Consider the following 19,527-nt stretch of genomic DNA (forward strand, 5'->3'; position numbering starts at 1 on the left):
GCGATCAGGGTCGGTTTCTGCGCCCTCCTGCTGTGATGGAATGCGCCCGTCCCGCAGGATCACGCGCCATCAAAGCCAACATGAACAGCCCCCTCATCACAGGTGAATTCCTTGAAAACCCGACAGGATTCGTGGCGACACATCAATCCCTGAAAGTTTCCCTGTCTGGCGCAGGTGCGGCAAAGTGGCCCCATACGCACCGAGAACGTCGGCAATAACGCGGCCCTTGTCAACGCCGTATCCAACCGGAATTTTACCAGCAGTGTCCGTCAGACGGCAGGGGCGGCCACCCCTGCCGCGGTCTTTGACGCGCCCGTGCGCGACGGCGCGCGCAACAGGCGCAGACCGTTCAGCACCACCAGAACTGTGCCGCCTTCGTGGCCGACCACGGCCAATGGCAAAGGCAGATCAAAGAACAACCCGGCAATGACCAACACCGCCATCGCCCCCATTGCAAAAATCAGGTTTTGCCGGATGATCCGCGCGGTCCGGCGGGCCAATTGGTGGGCCTGTGCAAGCTGTGCCATATCTTCGGACAACAGCGCGACATCAGCCGCCTGAAGCGCCACTTCGGACCCCGCAGCGCCCATCGCGATACCCACGTCAGCCCGGGCCAGCGCGGCGGCATCGTTCACCCCGTCCCCGACAAAGGCAACCTTGCCCTTGGCGGCCAGATCACCAACCATGCGAAGTTTATCTTCAGGCAGCATATCGGCGTGAATCTCATCCGGCTGGAACCCCAATTCGCGGCCAATCCGCAACGCCACCGGTCGGCGATCTCCGGTCAGCATGAGGATTTTCGTGACACCGCTTTCCCGCAGTGCGCCAAGCGCGGGCGCCGAGCTTTTGCGAACCTGATCGGCAATGCTGAGCGCGCCCAACAGGCGGCTGTCCTGACCGAAATAGATCACGGTTTGGGTTTCTTCGGCCAGTGCGGCCAAATCCGGGTGGTCAATCGCCACCCCCATGCGCGCGGCCATGCGCGGATTGCCGGCCCATACTGTGCCGCCTTCTGCATCGCCCACGATACCCTCGCTTGCGCGGGCGACGACATTTTGCACCGCGACCGGGTCAATACCGCGATTGGCCGCTTCTTGCCGGATTGCCGCGCCGCTGTGATGCTCGGAATTTGCCTCAAGCCCGGCCAGCAGCGCCAGGAAACCCCGTTCATCACCCTCCAGTGAAACGATGTTGGTCACCGTCGCCTGACCGGTGGTCAGCGTGCCGGTTTTATCAAACGCAAATGTATCGACCGCCGCCAGGGTTTCCAATGCCGCGCCGCCTTTGAACAAGACGCCGCCCCGCGCTGCGGCCGACAGCGCCGACAGGATCGCGGCGGGCACCGAAATGACGATGGCACAGGGGCTGGCCGCAACCAGAAGGATCGCCGCGCGGTACAACGCGTCGTTCCAATCGCGGCCCAGCAAACTGAACACCACAAAGGCAAGGATCGCGCCAAGCAGAACCGCAATCGTATAACGCTGTCCAAACCACGCGCTGAACCGCTCGGACGGGGCCTTGGCCGCCTGCGCCTCGGTCACCAGCGCGATCATCCGCGCAACGGTGCTTTCCTCGATGGTCTTGGTCACGGCGGCTTCCAATACGCCGTCAAGGTTTACGGTTGCCTCAAACACCTTGGCGCCTTGTTGTTTGGTGACCGGCATGGATTCACCGGTGATGTTCGCCTCATCCAGCGCGCCGCGGCCATTGACGATCTGCCCATCGGTGGGCACCCGCGCGCCGGGCCGCAACACGAAGATGTCGCCCACCTTCAGTTCACCAACCGGAATTTCCGCAACCACCCCATCGGCGGATTTGCGCAAAGCGGTTTCGGGGCGCAGCGCCATCAATGCCTCGACCGCGCGGCGCGCCCGCCCCAGCGCGCCTTCCTCTAGGGTTGTGGAAACGCTGAACAGGGTTAAAAGAACCGCCCCCTCAAACGGCGCACCAACGGCGGCGGCGGCCACGGCGGCCACGACCATCAACAGATCAATGTCCAGAACATGATCTTCCCACAGGGTCACACCCGCCCGCCACGCCGCAGGCACCCCGCCCGCCAGATACACAAGAAGCAAACCAACAAACGTCGCCCATTCGGCGGCAATACCCGTCAGCGGCCAGAACCCGAAAATGGCCAGCACCATTCCCAGAACGGTCAGAACCGTCAGCATCACGGTGCGATCTGCAGCGAAGATTTTTTTCAACATGGTCCACTCGGTTGGCAAGGTGAAGGAAGTTATAGGTCACTAACATAATTCATTGCAGTGAACCCGGCAAGTGATCCTTACCATAATCACAGCCGCGCCATGCGCCCCCTGTCGCCATCCGCAGCGAGGGGAAATTTCTTGCCGTTTGCAAAACACTATGCATAACTCGCAAAAAAAATAGCTTTTGTGACGCATGGTTTCGTGCGGCGAAGGCAAACCAACGAGGGAACATGGAATATTTTCTGCAGCAATTGATCAATGGCATTGCGCTTGGATCAATCTACGGCCTCATCGCCATCGGCTATACCATGGTGTATGGCATCATCGGGATGATCAACTTTGCCCATGGCGAAGTGTTCATGATCGGCTCCTTCGTATCACTCAGTGTGTTTCTGGCGCTTGGCGCGCTTGGCATCACGTTTCTGCCGCTGGTGCTGATCGTGATGCTGATCGTCGCGATGGCGTGCACCTCTTTGTGGGGCTGGACGGTTGAGCGGGTCGCCTATCGCCCGCTGCGCGGATCGTTCCGGTTGGCGCCACTGATCACCGCCATCGGCATGTCGATCTTTTTGCAGAACTTCGTTCAGGTCACCCAAGGCGCGCGGATCAAACCCCTGCCCCCCCAGATCGAAGGCGGCCTGACCCTGATGGAGGGACCGGGCGGCATCACCGTGCAGCTTTCGTATATGCAGATCATCATCATTGCCACGACCATCGTTTTGATGGCGGGCTTTTCCTATCTGATCAACAAAACATCGCTGGGTCGTCAACAGCGCGCCTGCGAACAAGACCGCAAGATGGCCGCGCTTTTGGGTGTGAACGTTGATCGCACCATCTCGCTTACCTTTGTTCTGGGGGCGTCATTGGCGGCGGTCGCGGGCATCATGTATCTGCTGTATTACGGCGTGATCGATTTTTACATCGGCTTTATCGCCGGGGTCAAAGCGTTCACCGCCGCGGTTCTGGGCGGCATCGGATCCCTACCCGGCGCGATGCTGGGCGGCTTGGCGATCGGTCTGATCGAAACCTTCTGGTCGGGCTATTTCTCGGTTGAATACAAAGATGTTGCCGCATTCTCGATCCTTGCCATTGTTCTGATCTTCCTGCCTTCGGGCCTGCTCGGTCGTCCCGAAGTCGAAAAGGTCTGAGCGCATGACACATCAGGATGCTCCCACCGCCTCGAACCGTCCCGAGGGCGCGGCGCTGCTGTCTGAACAGCGCCGCGATGCCATGGGGGGCGAACCGCCCTTCGTGCCCGAACCAACAGGCGACAGCCGCCTTGTGGCCAGTATCAAGGATGCGGTGATCACGGCGGCCATCGTGGCCGGGATCACTCTTTTCTTTCTTGCCGTGCGCAGCGACATCGATGCCGGCGGGCTGGTTCTGACCCTGCGCCCGGGCCTGTGGATGACATGGGTTGCCATTGCTTTGGTGGTGCGGTTTTTCCTGTCGTACTTCTTTTATCGCTCGGCTGCGCCGATTTCCGGCTGGTTGAAAACCGTGGTGATGCCCACAAAACGCGGTGTGCCGATTGGCAAAACTGTCGGCATCATCCTGTTGGCGATGGCGCTGACGCTGCCTTGGCTATTGTCAACTTTTCTGCCGGGGCAGAACCGGTATTTGCTGGATCTTGCGATCCTGATCCTGACCTATGTGATGTTGGGCTGGGGGCTGAACATTGTGGTCGGTCTGGCCGGATTGCTTGATCTTGGATATGTCGCATTTTACGCGGTGGGGGCGTATTCCTTTGCGCTGCTGGCCACGAATTTTGGTCTTGGGTTCTGGGTATGCCTGCCAATGGCGGGGCTGTTTGCCGCGCTTTGGGGCATCATGCTGGGCTTTCCGGTGTTGCGTTTGCGCGGCGATTATCTGGCCATTGTCACGCTCGCCTTTGGCGAAATCATCCGCATCGTTTTGCTGAACTGGTATGATTTCACCGGCGGCCCCAACGGTATTCTCGGCATTCCGAAGCCCACCTTGTTCGGCATTGAATTTTCGCGCGGCGAAGGCGGATTTGCCGATTATTTCGGGCTGGAATACAGCACCGTGCATCGGTTCGTGTTTCTGTACTATATCATCCTTGCGCTCGCGCTTTTGACCAACTTCGTCACCCTGCGGCTGCGCAAATTGCCCGTTGGCCGCGCCTGGGAGGCATTGCGCGAAGATGAAATCGCCTGCCGGTCACTGGGGATCAACACGGTCAACGTCAAACTGACGGCGTTTGCCACCGGTGCGATGTTTGGCGGTTTTGCCGGCGCGTTCTTTGCCACGCGGCAAGGGTTCATTTCACCCGAAAGTTTCACCTTTATCGAATCCGCGATCATTCTGGCCATCGTTGTGCTGGGGGGCCTTGGGTCGCAACTGGGGGTGGTCATTGCATCGGTGGTGATGATCGGCGGAATCGAATTGTTGCGCAATCTGACTGTGCTGCAACAGGTGTTTGGCGACAATTTCGACCCTACCCAATACCGGATGCTGATCTTTGGTCTGGCGATGGTCGCGATCATGGTGTGGAAGCCACGCGGGCTTATCTCATCGCGCACGCCAACGGTCATTTACAAGGAACGCAAGAAGATCGGGGCCGACGCGGTTTCGCAAGGCGAGGGTCACTGAATGAAACAGCACACAATCGACGCAATCACCGACCCGGTGCTGACGGTTGAACATCTGACCATGCAATTTGGCGGGTTGGTGGCGGTTGATGACCTGTCGTTCAATATCGGGCGCGGTGATATCACCGCGCTGATCGGCCCGAATGGCGCCGGCAAGACGACCGTGTTCAACTGTATCACCGGGTTTTACAAACCGACCGAAGGGCGCATCGCCATGCGCCGGGGGCGCAACGTATCCGATGAAACAATTGGCGCGCTGACCGAAACGGGGCGCCAGTTCGACCGCCAGGGCGATGCCGTTTACCTGTTGGAGCGGATGGCCGATTTCCGGATCACCGAACAGGCCGGTGTGGCGCGCACCTTTCAGAATATCCGCCTGTTTGGCGGCATGACCGTTCTGGAAAACCTGTTGGTGGCCCAACATAACAAGCTGATGAAGGCATCAAATTACTCCATCGGCGGGCTGTTGGGTTTGCCCGGCTATCGGCGCGCGGCGGACCGGGCCAAGGAAATTGCCATCGAATGGCTGCGCCACGCCGATCTGTTGGACCGCGCCGACGATCCGGCATCCGATCTGTCCTATGGGGCCCAAAGACGGTTGGAAATCGTGCGCGCAATGTGCACCGAGCCATCGCTTTTGTGTCTTGATGAACCGGCGGCGGGGCTGAACCCGCGCGAATCGAACGAGCTGAATCAGCTTTTGCGCTATATCCGCGATTCCCACGATGTTTCGATCCTGTTGATCGAACATGACATGGGCGTGGTGATGGAGATTTCCGACCACATCATCGTTCTGGAATACGGCAAGAAGATCGCCGATGGCACAGCCGCCGAAGTGCGCGACGATCCCGCCGTGATCGCGGCCTATCTGGGCGTCGACGATGACGAGGTCGATCAGGTCGAGGAAGATCTGGGCCTGCGCAAACCCGACCAGCCATACGACAAATCCGATCTGCCAGGAGAAAACACATGAGCGTCGCGGCGCAACAGCAATCCGACCGCACGCCGCTTTTGGCGATCCGCGGGGTCGAAACATTCTATGGCAAGATTCAAGCCCTGCGCAGTGTCGATGTCGATGTGTATGAGGGCGAAATTGTCACGATGATCGGCGCAAACGGGGCGGGAAAATCAACGCTGATGATGACGATCTGTGGCGATCCACAGGCGCGCGCGGGTCAGATCCTGTATCGCGGAGAGGACATTACCCGCCTGCCCACCCATGACATCATGTCAAAATCCATCGCCCAATCGCCCGAAGGGCGGCGGGTTTTTCCGCGCATGACGGTGATGGAAAATCTTCAGATGGGCGCGATCCTTGAGGATGAAAAGGATTTTGACGATGATCTGCGCAAGGTGTTCGATCTGTTCCCGCGCCTGAAGGAACGGCGCGGCCAGCGGGGCGGCACCCTGTCGGGGGGCGAACAACAAATGTTGGCCATTGGCCGCGCCCTGATGAGCCGTCCAAAACTTCTACTGCTTGATGAACCGTCACTGGGCCTGGCCCCTTTGATCGTCAAACAGATTTTCGAAGTGATCCGCGAACTGAACCGCAATGAGGGGTTGACCGTATTTCTTGTGGAACAGAATGCGTTTCACGCTCTGCGTCTGGCCCATCGTGGATATGTCATGGTGAACGGATCGGTCACAATGACCGGAACAGGCGCCGAGCTTTTGGCACGCGACGAGGTGCGCAGCGCCTATCTGGAAGGGGGGGCGCACTGATGCCACCGGAAATGAGCCTGCTTTGGGAAGTGTCCCTGCCGAAATTCTTTTTTGTCACCTTCATTCTGGGGGGCGGCGGTGCATGGATGATTGGCCGCAGTACCGCCCTGAACTGGAGCGGTTGGGGATTGATGGCGTTCTATCTGCTGCTTTTGACGGTTGCAGTTCGGTTCATCCATTTCAGTCTGTTTGGCGGGTCGTTTTTCCTGCCCTTCGCAACCTTTGGAACCGCGATATATTATGCCATCATCGATTATATCGTGCTGTTCGGGTTTGCCGCGGCGGGGCGCGTGCTTATGCGCAACCGGCAAATGGCGCGCCAGTACGGTTTTGTTCACCGCGCGGCATCTGGTTCAAATCCACAAAAAGGATAGACTGACCCCAGAGATGATTCGCCCCTTGGGCAAAGCTGTCTTGATATAAATAATGAACGATACGAAACCACAGGAAGGTAAAAAAATGAAAAACTTGCTTCTTACGACCACTGCCGTTGGTTTGATGGCTGTCACCGCCGCACAGGCCGACATTGATATCGGCGTCGCCGGCCCGATGACCGGCCAATACGCCAGCTTTGGTGAACAGTTCCGCATCGGCGCCGAACAGGCCGTGGCCGACATCAACGCCGCCGGTGGCGTAAACGGTGAAATGCTCAAGCTGTCGGTCGGCGATGATGCATGCGATCCCAAACAGGCGGTCGCCGTGGCCAACCAGTTTGCCGCACAAGGTGTGTCATTTGTCGCCGGGCATTTCTGTTCCGGCTCATCAATCCCCGCCTCACAGGTTTACGCCGACGAGTTGATCGTTCAGATTTCGCCCGGCTCAACCAACCCCGATTTCACCGACAAGCGCCCCGGCGATGGCGTTTTCCGCGTTTGCGGCCGTGATGACCAGCAAGGCGAAGTCGCATCGCAGTACATCATCGAAAATTTCCCCGATGCCAAGGTTGCGTTCATCAACGACAAGACCGCCTATGGAAAGGGACTCGCGGATCAAACGCAGGCGAACTACGAGGCGGCAGGAAAGAGCCCGGCGATTGTCGAAGCCTATAGCGCGGGCGAAAAGGATTATACCGCGCTGGTGACCAAGATGAAGGAAGCGGGCGTCGATCTGGTCTATGTCGGCGGCTATCACACCGAAGCGGGCCTGATCCTGCGCCAGATGCGGTCACAGGGCATGGAGGCAGTCCTGATGTCGGGTGACGCACTGGTTGCACAGGAATACTGGGCCATCACTGGTGACGCGGGTGCGGGCACCCTGATGACTTTCTCGCCCGACCCACGCAAGAGCGAGGCCGCATCTTCGGTGGTCGACACGTTGTCAGCGGCGGGCAAAACCGCGGAAGGGTATGTTCTTTATACCTATGCCGCGATTCAGGCATGGGCCGACGCGGCAAACGCAGCAGGCAGCACCGATTATGACGCAGTTGTCGGCGCGCTGAACGAAAACACATTCCAGACCGTCATCGGCGAGCTGAACTTTGACGACAAGGGCGATGTCACCCTGCCCGGCTATGTCGTTTATGAATGGAAAGATGGCGATTATGACTATGTGGATGCGGCCAACTAATTTGGCCACCCCACCCGTCTGAGGCGCGATGCCTTTGACAACAGATCGCGGCGCCGGTTCATTCGGCGCCGCGATTTTCATTTATGCCCTGCGCCGCAACACAACCAGGTCGGCACCAAAGGCCATAGATCGGTTTGGTTCAGGACTGGCCAGCAACGTTGACCGGCATCGAAAAGATATCGCTGCGCGCCGCAATGAACAAAGTCTTGCGATCTGGCCCGCCAAACGTCAGGTTGGCGACCGCGCTGGGTGTTTCGATAAATCCAAGCGCCTCACCCTGAGGTGAGAAGACGTGAATACCGCCTGGGCCACTTGTCCACAGGTTGCCCTCAACATCGACCTTCATGCCATCGGTGATGCCTGCGCCGCTTTTGCCGCTCAGATCGGCAAAAACCTGTTCGTTTGTCAGCGTTCCGTCGCCGTTTACGTCAAATTTGCGAATAACCTTGCCGCCGGAATTGTTTACATACAGCGTCTTTTCATCGGGCGAAAAGGCCAGACCGTTGGCATCGGGCGACACCTTGATCACCCGGCTGACCACGCCTTCGCGGATCATGTAAATGCCGGCTGTTCCCATCTCGTTTGATGGATCATCGGCGCGTTGGGGCATGCCGCCAAAGCCGTCGGCAAAATAAATCCGCCCGTCGCGGGCAACCACCACGTCATTAGTCCCGCCAAAGCGTTTGCCATCAAACCGGTCGGCCAGAACCGTGCGGGTTCCGTCAGGTTCGATCCGGTCGATTGACCGTCCACCCCAGGTGGCAATCACCAACCGCCCTTCCCCATCGACGGTCAGGCCGTTCGACCCTGACAGGTTGAATTCTTCATAAGCGGGATCACTTGGATCCTTGCCATTGTTGAACCGCATCCCCGTGCGCCACAGATCAGGCTTTTGATACCCGCTTTTCTCCAGGTACACCGAATGACTGCCATCCAGTTCGGCACGGTACACCACGTTGGCTGGAATATCGCTGAACAGCAGATACCCTGCGTCGCCCTCGGCAACCCAGGTGATCCCTTCGGTAAAGCCAAAGCCGGTGGCAAACACCGAAAGTTCCGCATCACTGTCATACAGCGTGTTTGCGTCATGGGTTTTGGCCAGGCCCATTCTGGCGCTGACGGCCAGAACGGGTGCCGCAACCGCAGCCGCCAGAATATCGCGCCGGTTCAACGTGGTTACAGGCGTTGGATTAGTGTACATTTCATTCTCCCAGGTCTAAAGTGGATCGTCGCAAAAGATTGCTGTGGCCGCCAAACCCGCATCGGTTTGCTACGACAACAGCGGCAGAAACGGTTGCAAAAGGCTTGGCGGGAACTTCAGGTTCAGCGCTTGGGAAAGCAGCAACAACATGACGCTGACGGTCGCGGCCACCACGGCGGCCTGCCAATTCAGGCGGCGCAGTTCATAACCTGTCATCACCAGAACAAACAAACCCGATGCCAGCACAAAGCCCACCAGATACACCGCGATCAGGAACCCGATCAGCCAGACGGTATAGATATGCAGGGTGCGCCGCCCCTCGTTGGTGCGCACTTCGTCATAGTGCATCGCGTCATTGTCAGACCCGCGCATGTACCGATAGCCGATGATCAGCAGCACAGCCGCCGTGGCAATGGTTGCGCCAAGGGGAAAGATCTGCGCCAGATAACTGCGCTGCAGCGCATCAAGAAACGCCCAGACACACAGAGCCGCAAACACCAGAAGAAAGCCCATTTCATGAATGCGCACGCTGCGTGTTGCCGGGCCCTGGCCGGTGTTTGATTTCGGGGCCTTGCGGGCGCGTATGAACGTGATGGTGACCGAAACAATGATCAACACCATTAGCCCAATCACGATCGGACGCTCCAGAAAGGAAAACCCGTAGATCTGCACCGCCTGATACACCGAATCTTCCAGCCCTTTGGACAAGAAAAACCCGATCAACAGCGCCGGGCGCGACCAGCCGAACCGCTTCATGTAGACGCCCAGAATACCGACACCAAACAGCGCAATCAGATCAAGCCAGTCGCGCGTGGCCTGAAATGCCGCGAAAAACACGATCACAATCACCACCGGGCCAATATACCCATAGGGAATAGTGGTCAGTTTCGAAATCGGGCGCACCAGCAACAGACACGCCACCGTGCCGACAATATTGGCAATCGCGAGCGACCAGATGATCGTATAGGTCAGGTCCAGGTTTTCCTGCACCATGCTGACCCCCGGTTCGATCCCGACCAGAACCAGACCGCCCAAAAGAACCGCCATTGTCGCCGAACCGGGCACGCCAAACAGCAGTGTGGGCACCAGTGAACCGCCCTCTTTGGCGTTATTGGCGGATTCCGGTGCCAGAACACCGCGGATGTCGCCCTTGCCAAATTGCGATTTATCCTTGGCAGTTTGAACCACGTGGCCATATGCGATCCAATCAATGACGACGCCGCCCAGTCCCGGCAGCATCCCGATCAGCGCGCCAATCCCCGAACACCGCAGTACCAGCCATTTGTGTTTCACCACATCGCGCAACCCGGCCCAGATACCCTGGCCCAGCTTTTGCTGAGAAGATGATGAAATCGTGTTTTTCTGGCTGAGGATTTCAATGATTTCGGGAATCGCAAACAGCCCGATTGCAATGATCAACAGCGGAAATCCATCATAAAGATAGGTCTGCCCCAGTGCCATGCGCAACTCGCCCGTGGCCGTGGCAAAGCCGATGGTCCCCAAAATCAGGCCCACACCACAGGCAGCGATGCCTTTCAACGGGTGACTGCCGGTCAGAATACCCACCATCGTCAGGGCAAACAGGACAAGCATCAACTGTTCGCCAAACCCCATCATCAGGATCATTGGCCGCGCAAAAAGAATGGCAAAGCTGAGGATCAGCGCGCCAAACACGCCGCCAAACAACGATGCACCAAACGCGGCGGCAAGGGCGCGCGCCGCTTCGCCGCGCCGGGCCATGGGAAATCCGTCCATGACCGTGGCCTGCGACCCCGAAGTGCCGGGAATGCCCATCAATACCGATGGAAACGTGTCTGATGTTGTGGTGATCGCCAACAGGCCGACCATCATCGCCAACGCCTGTGACGGTTCCATCCCGTAAACAAACGGCAACAACAACGACAGACCGGCCAACCCGCCCAGTCCGGGCAGGATACCCACGATCAGCCCGACAAAAACGCCAAGCAAAAGAAAGCTGAGATGGCCGAGGCTAAACAGAGTTTTCAGCGCGTCAAAGGCCGTTATCCACACGTCCATCACGTAATCCTTAAAATGTCATGGGTCATAAAAAAGGCAGACTGCCTGTGCAATCTGCCTTTGGGATGGGATGTCAGAGATCGAGATCGTATTTCTCGTCCAGCCACTCGGCCAGATAGGCTTTGAGATCGGCATTCAACCCAAGGGCCTGACCCAGGTTCGTCTGCGCCTGCGCGCCAACCGCCTGCAAATGATCTCCGAAGAACTTCGAGTTTTCTTCGGCATAGGCCGGATCATTCAAGATCGCGTTAATCGCGTCAACATAGGCGTTATAGACCGAATCCGGCGTACCTGCGGGCAGGAACAGCGATTTTGACGCCCCGGTGAATTGCAGATGCATCTCGTACAATTCCCGTAGCGGCCCAGACAACTCTTCGCCGTTCACCTCTTGGTACAGCTCAAGATATGTCGGCAGGTCGGGGAATGTCGCATCGCGCACAATGTTGCCGTCGGCGTCAAGATCCCCGTAAGAAAACACCGGCGCAACAACGCCGCTTTCCACCATCGAAGCGTAATCTTTGCGATACGCGGCCGAGGATGCAAACGCGAGGGTGATTTCACCGCGCTCCATGGCAATCCGTGCCGGGCCGCCGCTGACACCCCAGACCGGTGTCACATCCCAGCCCAGTCCATCAAACCCCAGCAGACGGAAAATCGACAGACCCCGCACGCTGTGATCGGCATAGCGCAGATCGGCCTCTTGCAACGTCTTAACATCTTCGGGGCCTGTGGCACCTGTATCCTTGTGAACCAAGGCAACTTCGCGCTGTGGTGTCAGGATCAGCGGGCGCCATGCCTTCAGATCAAATTGCGCTGCCGGATCTTCAAACAGCCAGTTCAGCTGTGTGGAAACGGTCATCGCGATCAGGGTCGTTCCGTCGGGTTTTGCGCGGGCCTCAAACTGGTTCGCGCCGGGCATTCCGCCTGCACCGGGGATATTGCTGACAACCACTGTGGGCTTGCCGGGCAAATGTTCGCTGAGTTTACCGGCAAAGAACCGGCCATAAACATCGGTCGCCCCGCCGGCCTTGAACGGCACGATCAATTCGATCCGCTTGCCGTCAAAATCAACCGCATCCTGTGCCAATGCCGCGCCTGTCATCGCGGTGCCCATCAGGATCGTGGTGGCCGCAGCCAATAGGTTAAATTTCATTCTTCCTCTCCTTTTGATGTCGTAGTGGCAGTGTGTTATGCCTTGTCTTGTTCGTTCGTCCCCTTGCGCGGGTTTTGACCGCACAGGTGTGTCGTTTACGCAGATTTCAAGCCCAGAATTTCACGCGCCTGCGCGGGTGTGGCCGCCGGGCGGCCAACGCGGGCGCCCAATTGGGCAACACGTTCCACCAGATCGGCGTTCGATTTCACAGGCTGGCCATCAACGCCCAACAGTGAATCCTCAAATCCGACCCGGCAATGCCCGCCAAGACCCAGCGCGAGGGTTTGCACCAAAGCATGGTTCGCCCCGCCCTTGGCCGCCCACCAATGGGCCGCAGCCGGCAATTTCGCCACCAGCGCCAGAATATGGCGTGCCGCCGCTTGCGCGCTGACCTCATCCTTTAGAAACAGGCCGACACAAGGCGCCGACAGATCACCCAGCGATGCGCAAACGTCATTCAACCGGTCGATCATTTCGGCGTCTGATGCGTCAAATTCGGGGCAGACACCGCTGGCAATCATCGCTTTTGCCATGTCCACCACACGGCGCTGTACGTCCGTCCCCTGCTGTGGTCCAACATCGCGCAGCGCAAGCGACGCCATTTCAGGCGCCAGCGTGACAGGCTCAAGCGCCTGTTGCACGGTCATGCCGCGGGTGCCGGTGCTGAGTTGAACAATGATATCACTGCGCTGCTTGATCCGGTCGTGAATATCACGATAGATTTCAAGGTCTTGGGTGGGTTTGCCGTCGGCATCGCGGGCATGCAGATGGGCAATCGCCGCGCCCGCGCTGGCACATTCAACCACGGCATCGGCAATTTCGCGTGGGGAAATCGGCGTCGCCGGATGATCATCGCGGCTGCACCACGCCCCAAGGGGGGCAACACAGATGATATTGGGCTGGGTCATCGGGCCTCTCCTACGGTTTGTGCTGCTGATTGCCCGGCCCACCATTTGCGCAACAGGCCCTTTGATCCGCCAGTGGCGATGATATCGCGCAGGCTTTGATCAAGCGGCGTGTAATCGCGGGTTTTCCCGCTGGTCAGATTCTGAACCCGGCCTGTGGCAAAATCGACCTGAATTTCATCGCCGTCGTCAAACATGTCGGCAACCCCGTCACACCCGGTCATAAAGGCCAAACCGCTGCTGACTCCGGCGCGCAGGGAATTATACGGCATATTCTGGCAGATCACGCCGATTCCCATGGCCTGCAAGGCGATGAAGCCCTGGGCATGGGGTTTGCCGCTGGCAAAATCGGCCCCGCCCACAACAACATCGCCCGCCTTGGCCCGCGTGGCAAAGCCGGGGCGCACATCTTCGAACAGGTGTGGGATAAGTTTGTCAGGGTCCGTGACCCGCCCAATGGCCAGACGAAACGGAATGAACCCATCATCCAGTGGCACGTTGTCGCCAAATTTATGGGCCCGACCCCGGTAAATCCAGTTCATATCGTCAGCCTTTCCCATTGATCGAACGCGGATCGCTGATCACACCGGCCACGGCCGAGGCGGCAACAGTGGCCGGACTGGCCAGAAAGATATCGGCATCCTTGGACCCCATGCGCCCGAAATTATTGACCGCAGCGGTACATATCGATGTTTCCCCCGGCCCCAACGGCCCCATGGTGCCACCCGCGCATGGCCCACAGCCGGCAGGCAAAAGAATGGCGCCCGCCTTGCGGAAGATATCGCCAAGGCCCTCGCGCTCCATCCGGGCGATGGTGGCGGTGCTGCCGGGGGTGATCAGAAACCGTGTGCCGGGCGCAACCGATTTACCCCTGAGGATATCCGCCGCGACCAGCAAATCATCAAATGTGCCCGATCCGCATGACCCCAGATAGGCATGGTCAATCGCCCGCCCCAGATCGGTTTGCGCCAATGGCACGGTTGTTTCGCCACCGGGCAACACCGCCTGTGGCTCTAACCCTGACAGATCGATAGACAGCGTTTGTTCGTATTTCGCATCGGCATCGGCAGTCACCGTGCTGCCCCCTGCAATCCCGCGATCCGCGTACCAGCGCGCGGTTTGATCATCGGGCGCGAAATAACTGGCACACAGGCCGATTTCCGTCAGCGTATTGCACAGGGCAATGCGTTCGGCCACGGGCAGATCGGCCAAAGCGGGGCCGTGAAATTCAATCGCGCGATAATCATAGGCACCGTACAGCCCGCCCGCGAAATCCGCGGCAAGGCGAAAACCCAGATCGCGCGCCATGACACCGGGGGCGAAACGCCCGCTCAGTTCAATCCGTATCGTATGGGGCACCTGAACCCAGATCGTGCCTTGGGCCAGTACGGTGATGATTTCCGACCCGGTGCGCAACGCCAGCGCGCCAACCGCCCCGAAGTTTGTGCAATGCATGTCATAGCACAACAAAAACATGCCCGGGCGCACGATGCCTTCTTCCATCGGAAAAATATGGCCCTGCCCGCCCTGCCCAACGTCATAGAATTTGGTGATGCCCCATTCTTGCGCCACGCGGCGATTCTGGCGCGCCCGTTCGGCGGCCAATGGCGTGGCATGAATAACGTCATGGTCGGTAACGAACATGACCCGTTCGGGGTCAAACACCCGATCAATGCCAAGTTGGCCCAACTCGCGGTGGGCGGCGGCAATATACCCATCATGCACGATCACCAACTCGGGATCCGGATGCACGATGTCGCCGGGAACGACCGCATCAAGCCCCGAGGCCCGCGCCAGATGCTTTTCGATTGCCGTCTGTCCCATGTCAGGCTCCCATCGCAACAATTCTAAAATATGTACCACCATGTGGAACGATAATTTCAATCGGTGTACCACCATGCGGAACGTTGTGTCAATAATGCAGATTGCCGATACGTCACTTCCCCGGTCATCCGCACCGGCGCCAAGGCTCGCACGCGCCGGTTTTCCCGGCTCACCACGCGTTGACGTTGCTGCGGGCCTATGTAATGAAAACCGGCGATCGGGTTGAATTCTGGCCCTAAAACGCGGCGAACCCTCGTATTTTCGCCGATCAACGGGGCATTTTGGCCATAGGGTTCGGGTGCAAAATGCAAAGGGACGGTTCATGACCAAGACATCGCCAGGCCCCAATGGATCACGTGGCAAAGGTGGCGCTGTTGGAAAAACGCTTGATGTGCTGAAAGCGTTCGCAGATGGGCAAGAGGCTTGGGGCGTACGGGAATTGGCCGCCGCCTTGGAGCTGCCGACAAGTTCGGTGCACCGGTCCCTTAAAATCCTTCAGGATCATGGCCTTTTGGGGCGCGATGATGAATCCGGGCGCTATCGGCTGGGCAATGAATGGCACCGTTGGTCGGCCCTGTCGCGGCGGCAGTTTCGCCTGCCGGGGCTGGTGCGCCCGGTGGCGCAGGCTCTTGCCGACGAGTTGGACAGCACAGTCTGGCTTGCCGTGTACGATCCGTCCGGCCCCCATGTGTGGGCCGCCCTTGATGTGTCTGCAGGCACGGCAGAATCAGCGGTGCAGATCGGATTGGAAGAGCCGCTGACCGCAGGTGCGGCGGGATTGGTCGTGTTGGCCAATTGCATCTCGACACAGGAACCGTCGCCACAGGATATGGAATTGGCCGAACGCTATGCCGATGAATTCGCGCATCTGGCGCAACACGGCTATATCGCTTACGGCGATGACAATGACGATGTATCGATCAGCCTGGCTGCCCCGATCCTGAATGCGCAACGCCAACCCTTGGGCAGCCTCGTGGTGACCATGCCCACCCGGCAGTTCACCCCCGCGCGGTCGGCCATGGCAGGGGCCGCCATTGCATCGGCAGCGCGGCGAATTTCCATGACCTTTGCCACCCGGTTTCTCACCGGCAGTGACGCGGCCAGTTCGCAACCGGGCATGCAGACGCTGGCAAATCTGCTGCGGGTGAAAAACAAACGGCTGGAGCTGACCCCATGGCGCAGTGGCGGCAGTGACAAACTGCGCGAAATCAACGATGGCTGTGCCGCCTATGCCACCGCCGTGGGCAGCGCGCTGAACGATGCGTGGTCCGGCGTTGCCCCCTATTGCGAACCGCTGGATCGGTTGCGCACCGTGATGGCGCTTACCCCGCTTCAGTTGCATGTTCTTGTGGGCGCCGATCTGCCGCCGGTGTCGTTTCGCGATCTGGCGACACTGCGTGTATCTGCGGGCGAACGCGATTATGCCACCGCCGTTCTGTATCTGCGGTTGATGAAACAGGTCGGTTTGAGCGAAGGCGATTTCGAACGCCGGGGGGGTGGCTGTTTTTTTCTGGATTACCGGGAAAGCAACCGATTGTTTCAACAGGGCCGACTTGATGCTCTTGTGGCGCTGAACGCCGCACCCAACCCGCGGTATCGCACCATGGCGCGCAAACGGCCTTTTCGGCTGCTTTCGTTGGGCGATGATCTGATCGATCCGGTACTGGACCAAAGCAGCGGTTTGCACAAAGGCACGATTCCTGCCGGTCTTTATACCGGACAGCCCGATCCGGTGGTCACGCTAACTTCGCCGCTTGTCATTGTGACAACGCAGGATCGCGAAGATGACGAGGTGCATGATTTCGTTCAGGCGGCAACCGAGCATGCCGATGAAATGGCCCAGATGAAACCGGGGTTTTTCATTCAAAGCCCGAATGATGTGTTGCCGGGATGCCTTGTCGAAATGCACCCCGGCGCGGCGCGGTTCTTTGCCAGGAAATGACTGGCGAAGCGCGCCGCGTTACTCGGGCAATTCAACCCCGGTTTGTGAAACGATGCGCCCATAATGTTCGGGGCGACGGTGGCGCGCGAAATCAAAGATCGTCTTTTTATAAAACGTTGTATCGTCCAGATCGCACACCGCAGTGATCAGTTCATCGTCCTCGGTTTCGGCCCGGGCGATGATCTGTCCGCTGGGATGTACAATGATTGACCCACCGATCAGCGGATTGCCATCTTCATTGCCCGCCTTGGCAATGGCGGCCACAAAGGTGGCGTTCTGATAGGCGCCGGCCTGGGCCGACAGATCACTGTGAAACAGCCGTTCTTCGCCGCGCTCTTCGGGACGCTGGGAATTGACCGATGGCGTGTTGTATCCAAGGGCAACAAATTCGACCCCCTGCAACCCCATCACCCGATAGGTTTCCGGCCAACGGCGATCATTGCACAGGCACATGCCGAAAATTCCGTCCATCATGCGCCAGACCGGAAAACCATAGTTGCCCGGTTCGAAATAGTATTTCTCAAGGTGCTGAAAGCTGCGCTCGGGGTCGTATTCGGCGTGACCGGGCAAATGGATCTTGCGGTATTTGCCAACGATCCTGCCTGCTTTGTCGACCAGAATAGAGGTGTTGAAATACCGTGTGCGCCCCTCTTCCTGGGCGATTTCGGCGTAGCCAAGGTAAAACCCGATTCCGTATTCCGCCGCCTTTTCAAACAGCGGGCGGGTTGCCGCATTTGGCATTTCGCGCTCAAAATACGGTTCGAACTCGTCCTTGGATTCCATGTAATAGCGCGGAAAGAACGTGGTCAGGGCCAGTTCGGGAAACACCACAAAATCGCACCCCTGTTCATGGGCCTGATCCAAAAGCGCGATCAGCCGCGCGACTGTGGCCTCCTTGGTATCCGCACGCTGAATTGGCCCCAGTTGTGCACCGCCCACCTTGATTTCACGGCTCATCTTTTCCACTCCGACAATTAAATCCAAGAACGTTCGCGCCCTTCAGACCATGAATGGCCGCACAAGGGAAGTGGGCCACCAAAGGGATAGCGCACTGGAACTCCTTGAGCGTGCATGTTTTCATGACGCCACGCCAGGGAGGACACCAACGTGCACCAAGATCCATCAACCATCGACATTCTTGATCGTCTCATCGCCTTTCCAACCGTCAGTCGCGACAGCAATCTTGCGATGATCGACTGGATTCAGGATTTTCTGGAAACACGCGGATTCTCGTGTCATCGGGTGCCCGACCCGACAGGAACCAAGGCCGGGCTTTTCGCGCGTATTGGTCAGGGCGAAGGCGGCGTATTGCTGTCGGCCCATACCGATGTGGTGCCGGTGGATGGCCAAAACTGGACCAGCGATCCCTTTGCCCTGACCCACCGGGATGGCCGGTATTACGGGCGCGGCACCTGTGACATGAAAGGGTTTCTGGCCGCATCATTGGCGGCGGCCGACCGCGCGTCACGGATGACTTTGGCGCAACCGCTGAAGTTGGCAATATCTTATGACGAGGAAATCGGATGTGTTGGCATTGCCCATATGATCGACAGGCTGGCGCCGACAATCGGCCTGCCGCGCGCCGCAATCATCGGCGAGCCGACCGAGATGAACATCGTCAACGCCCACAAAGGCAAAAGGGTGATGCGCGCCCATTGCACCGGAACGGCGGGCCATTCGTCGATGGCACCGCAATTTCAGAACGCGCTGCATCTTGCCTGTGATTTGCTGCAGGCGATCCGCACAACACAGGATCACCTGATGCACCACGGCGCACACGACACCGATTACATCACCCCGTTTTCAACGTTGCATGCGGGCAAGATGGCAGGCGGTGTCGCCCTGAACATGGTTCCCGAAACCGCCACCCTGGATTTTGAACTGCGCCACCTCCCGGCCGACGACCCGGCGGCGATCATCGAAACCCTGCATCAACGGGCGCGTGATATTACCGATGCGGCGCGCGCCACACACCCCAGGGCGGCGATCCGGATCGAAGAACTGAATGCTTATCCTGCACTGGCCACGCCCGCGGATGCACCGATTACCGGCTGGCTTGGCGGGCTGTGCGATCATCAACAGCCCCTTGGCAAGGTCGATTTCGGCACCGAGGCCGGAATGTTTGCCGCGGCCGGCGCGCCCAGCCTTGTGTGCGGCCCCGGCTCGATCAGACAGGCGCACAAACCCGATGAATACATCGAAGCCACCGAATTGCGGCGCTGCGACGCGCTGTTGACGCGCATTCTTGGCACCATGACCGCAGCGTGAAAGCGGGCGGGCAATAAACTTAACTGCCAAACTCCATTGACGAATCTGCCCCCATACGGTCGGGTACGCGGGCAATGTGCACCTATGCAC

Annotated in this window: 16 protein-coding genes; 8 read left to right on the forward strand and 8 right to left on the reverse strand. The window is 58.7% G+C overall.

Features of this window, described 5'->3' with window-relative positions:
* Positions 1 to 269: 269 nt before the first annotated feature.
* Positions 270 to 2,207, reverse strand: coding sequence for a heavy metal translocating P-type ATPase (locus C8265_RS02330; RefSeq protein WP_108482346.1), 1,938 nt, complete (start codon positions 2,205 to 2,207; stop codon positions 270 to 272).
* A gap of 230 nt (positions 2,208 to 2,437) precedes the next feature.
* Between C8265_RS02330 and C8265_RS02335 the strand changes: the two genes are divergently transcribed.
* The 6 genes from C8265_RS02335 to C8265_RS02360 all read left to right on the forward strand — a co-directional run bounded on the left by C8265_RS02335 (position 2,438) and on the right by C8265_RS02360 (position 8,107).
* Positions 2,438 to 3,355, forward strand: a complete 918-nt coding sequence (locus C8265_RS02335) for an ABC transporter permease subunit (protein WP_108482347.1) — start codon at positions 2,438 to 2,440, stop codon at positions 3,353 to 3,355.
* A 4-nt stretch (positions 3,356 to 3,359) separates the two neighbouring features.
* Positions 3,360 to 4,820: a high-affinity branched-chain amino acid ABC transporter permease LivM gene (gene livM, locus C8265_RS02340; RefSeq protein ID WP_108482348.1), complete on the forward strand. Its 1,461-nt coding sequence runs from the start codon at positions 3,360 to 3,362 to the stop codon at positions 4,818 to 4,820.
* Positions 4,821 to 5,792, forward strand: a complete 972-nt coding sequence (locus C8265_RS02345; RefSeq protein WP_108482349.1) for an ABC transporter ATP-binding protein — start codon at positions 4,821 to 4,823, stop codon at positions 5,790 to 5,792.
* Complete coding sequence (locus tag C8265_RS02350) at positions 5,789 to 6,541, forward strand: ABC transporter ATP-binding protein (protein ID WP_108482350.1); 753 nt, start codon at positions 5,789 to 5,791, stop codon at positions 6,539 to 6,541. Before C8265_RS02345 ends, C8265_RS02350 begins: the two co-directional genes overlap by 4 nt.
* Complete coding sequence (locus C8265_RS02355) at positions 6,541 to 6,915, forward strand: DUF6867 family protein (protein WP_108482351.1); 375 nt, start codon at positions 6,541 to 6,543, stop codon at positions 6,913 to 6,915. The genes C8265_RS02350 and C8265_RS02355 overlap by 1 nt, the downstream gene beginning before the upstream one ends.
* Before the next feature lie 85 nt (positions 6,916 to 7,000).
* Positions 7,001 to 8,107, forward strand: a complete 1,107-nt coding sequence (locus C8265_RS02360) for a branched-chain amino acid ABC transporter substrate-binding protein (RefSeq protein WP_108482515.1) — start codon at positions 7,001 to 7,003, stop codon at positions 8,105 to 8,107.
* Between the two features lie 139 nt (positions 8,108 to 8,246).
* Here C8265_RS02360 and C8265_RS02365 read toward each other — a convergent pair whose 3' ends face one another.
* The 6 genes from C8265_RS02365 to C8265_RS02390 all read right to left on the reverse strand — a co-directional run bounded on the left by C8265_RS02365 (position 8,247) and on the right by C8265_RS02390 (position 15,227).
* Positions 8,247 to 9,308, reverse strand: coding sequence for an SMP-30/gluconolactonase/LRE family protein (locus C8265_RS02365; RefSeq protein ID WP_108482352.1), 1,062 nt, complete (start codon positions 9,306 to 9,308; stop codon positions 8,247 to 8,249).
* Between the two features lie 69 nt (positions 9,309 to 9,377).
* Complete coding sequence (locus C8265_RS02370; RefSeq protein ID WP_108482353.1) at positions 9,378 to 11,345, reverse strand: tripartite tricarboxylate transporter permease; 1,968 nt, start codon at positions 11,343 to 11,345, stop codon at positions 9,378 to 9,380.
* A gap of 73 nt (positions 11,346 to 11,418) precedes the next feature.
* Positions 11,419 to 12,498, reverse strand: a complete 1,080-nt coding sequence (locus tag C8265_RS02375; RefSeq protein ID WP_108482354.1) for a Bug family tripartite tricarboxylate transporter substrate binding protein — start codon at positions 12,496 to 12,498, stop codon at positions 11,419 to 11,421.
* Between the two features lie 95 nt (positions 12,499 to 12,593).
* Complete coding sequence (locus tag C8265_RS02380) at positions 12,594 to 13,406, reverse strand: beta-keto acid cleavage family enzyme (protein ID WP_164512245.1); 813 nt, start codon at positions 13,404 to 13,406, stop codon at positions 12,594 to 12,596.
* Positions 13,403 to 13,945, reverse strand: coding sequence for a 3-isopropylmalate dehydratase small subunit (locus C8265_RS02385; RefSeq protein WP_108482356.1), 543 nt, complete (start codon positions 13,943 to 13,945; stop codon positions 13,403 to 13,405). Before C8265_RS02385 ends, C8265_RS02380 begins: the two co-directional genes overlap by 4 nt.
* Before the next feature lie 4 nt (positions 13,946 to 13,949).
* Positions 13,950 to 15,227, reverse strand: coding sequence for a 3-isopropylmalate dehydratase large subunit (locus C8265_RS02390; protein WP_164512246.1), 1,278 nt, complete (start codon positions 15,225 to 15,227; stop codon positions 13,950 to 13,952).
* Positions 15,228 to 15,549: 322 nt separating this feature from the next.
* Between C8265_RS02390 and C8265_RS02395 the strand changes: the two genes are divergently transcribed.
* On the forward strand, positions 15,550 to 17,169 hold the full coding sequence (locus C8265_RS02395; RefSeq protein ID WP_108482358.1) for a TAXI family TRAP transporter solute-binding subunit: 1,620 nt from the start codon (positions 15,550 to 15,552) through the stop codon (positions 17,167 to 17,169).
* An 18-nt stretch (positions 17,170 to 17,187) separates the two neighbouring features.
* Here the strand turns inward: C8265_RS02395 and C8265_RS02400 are convergent, their stop codons facing one another.
* Positions 17,188 to 18,126 (reverse strand): N-carbamoyl-D-amino-acid hydrolase, encoded by a 939-nt coding sequence (locus C8265_RS02400; RefSeq protein WP_108482359.1) that lies wholly within the window; start codon positions 18,124 to 18,126, stop codon positions 17,188 to 17,190.
* A 150-nt stretch (positions 18,127 to 18,276) separates the two neighbouring features.
* Between C8265_RS02400 and argE the strand changes: the two genes are divergently transcribed.
* On the forward strand, positions 18,277 to 19,437 hold the full coding sequence (gene argE, locus C8265_RS02405; protein ID WP_108482360.1) for an acetylornithine deacetylase: 1,161 nt from the start codon (positions 18,277 to 18,279) through the stop codon (positions 19,435 to 19,437).
* Positions 19,438 to 19,527: the final 90 nt, after the last annotated feature.

Origin of the sequence: Oceaniglobus ichthyenteri, assembly GCF_003057885.1 — a bacterium.
Taxonomy (GTDB): domain Bacteria; phylum Pseudomonadota; class Alphaproteobacteria; order Rhodobacterales; family Rhodobacteraceae; genus Oceaniglobus; species Oceaniglobus ichthyenteri.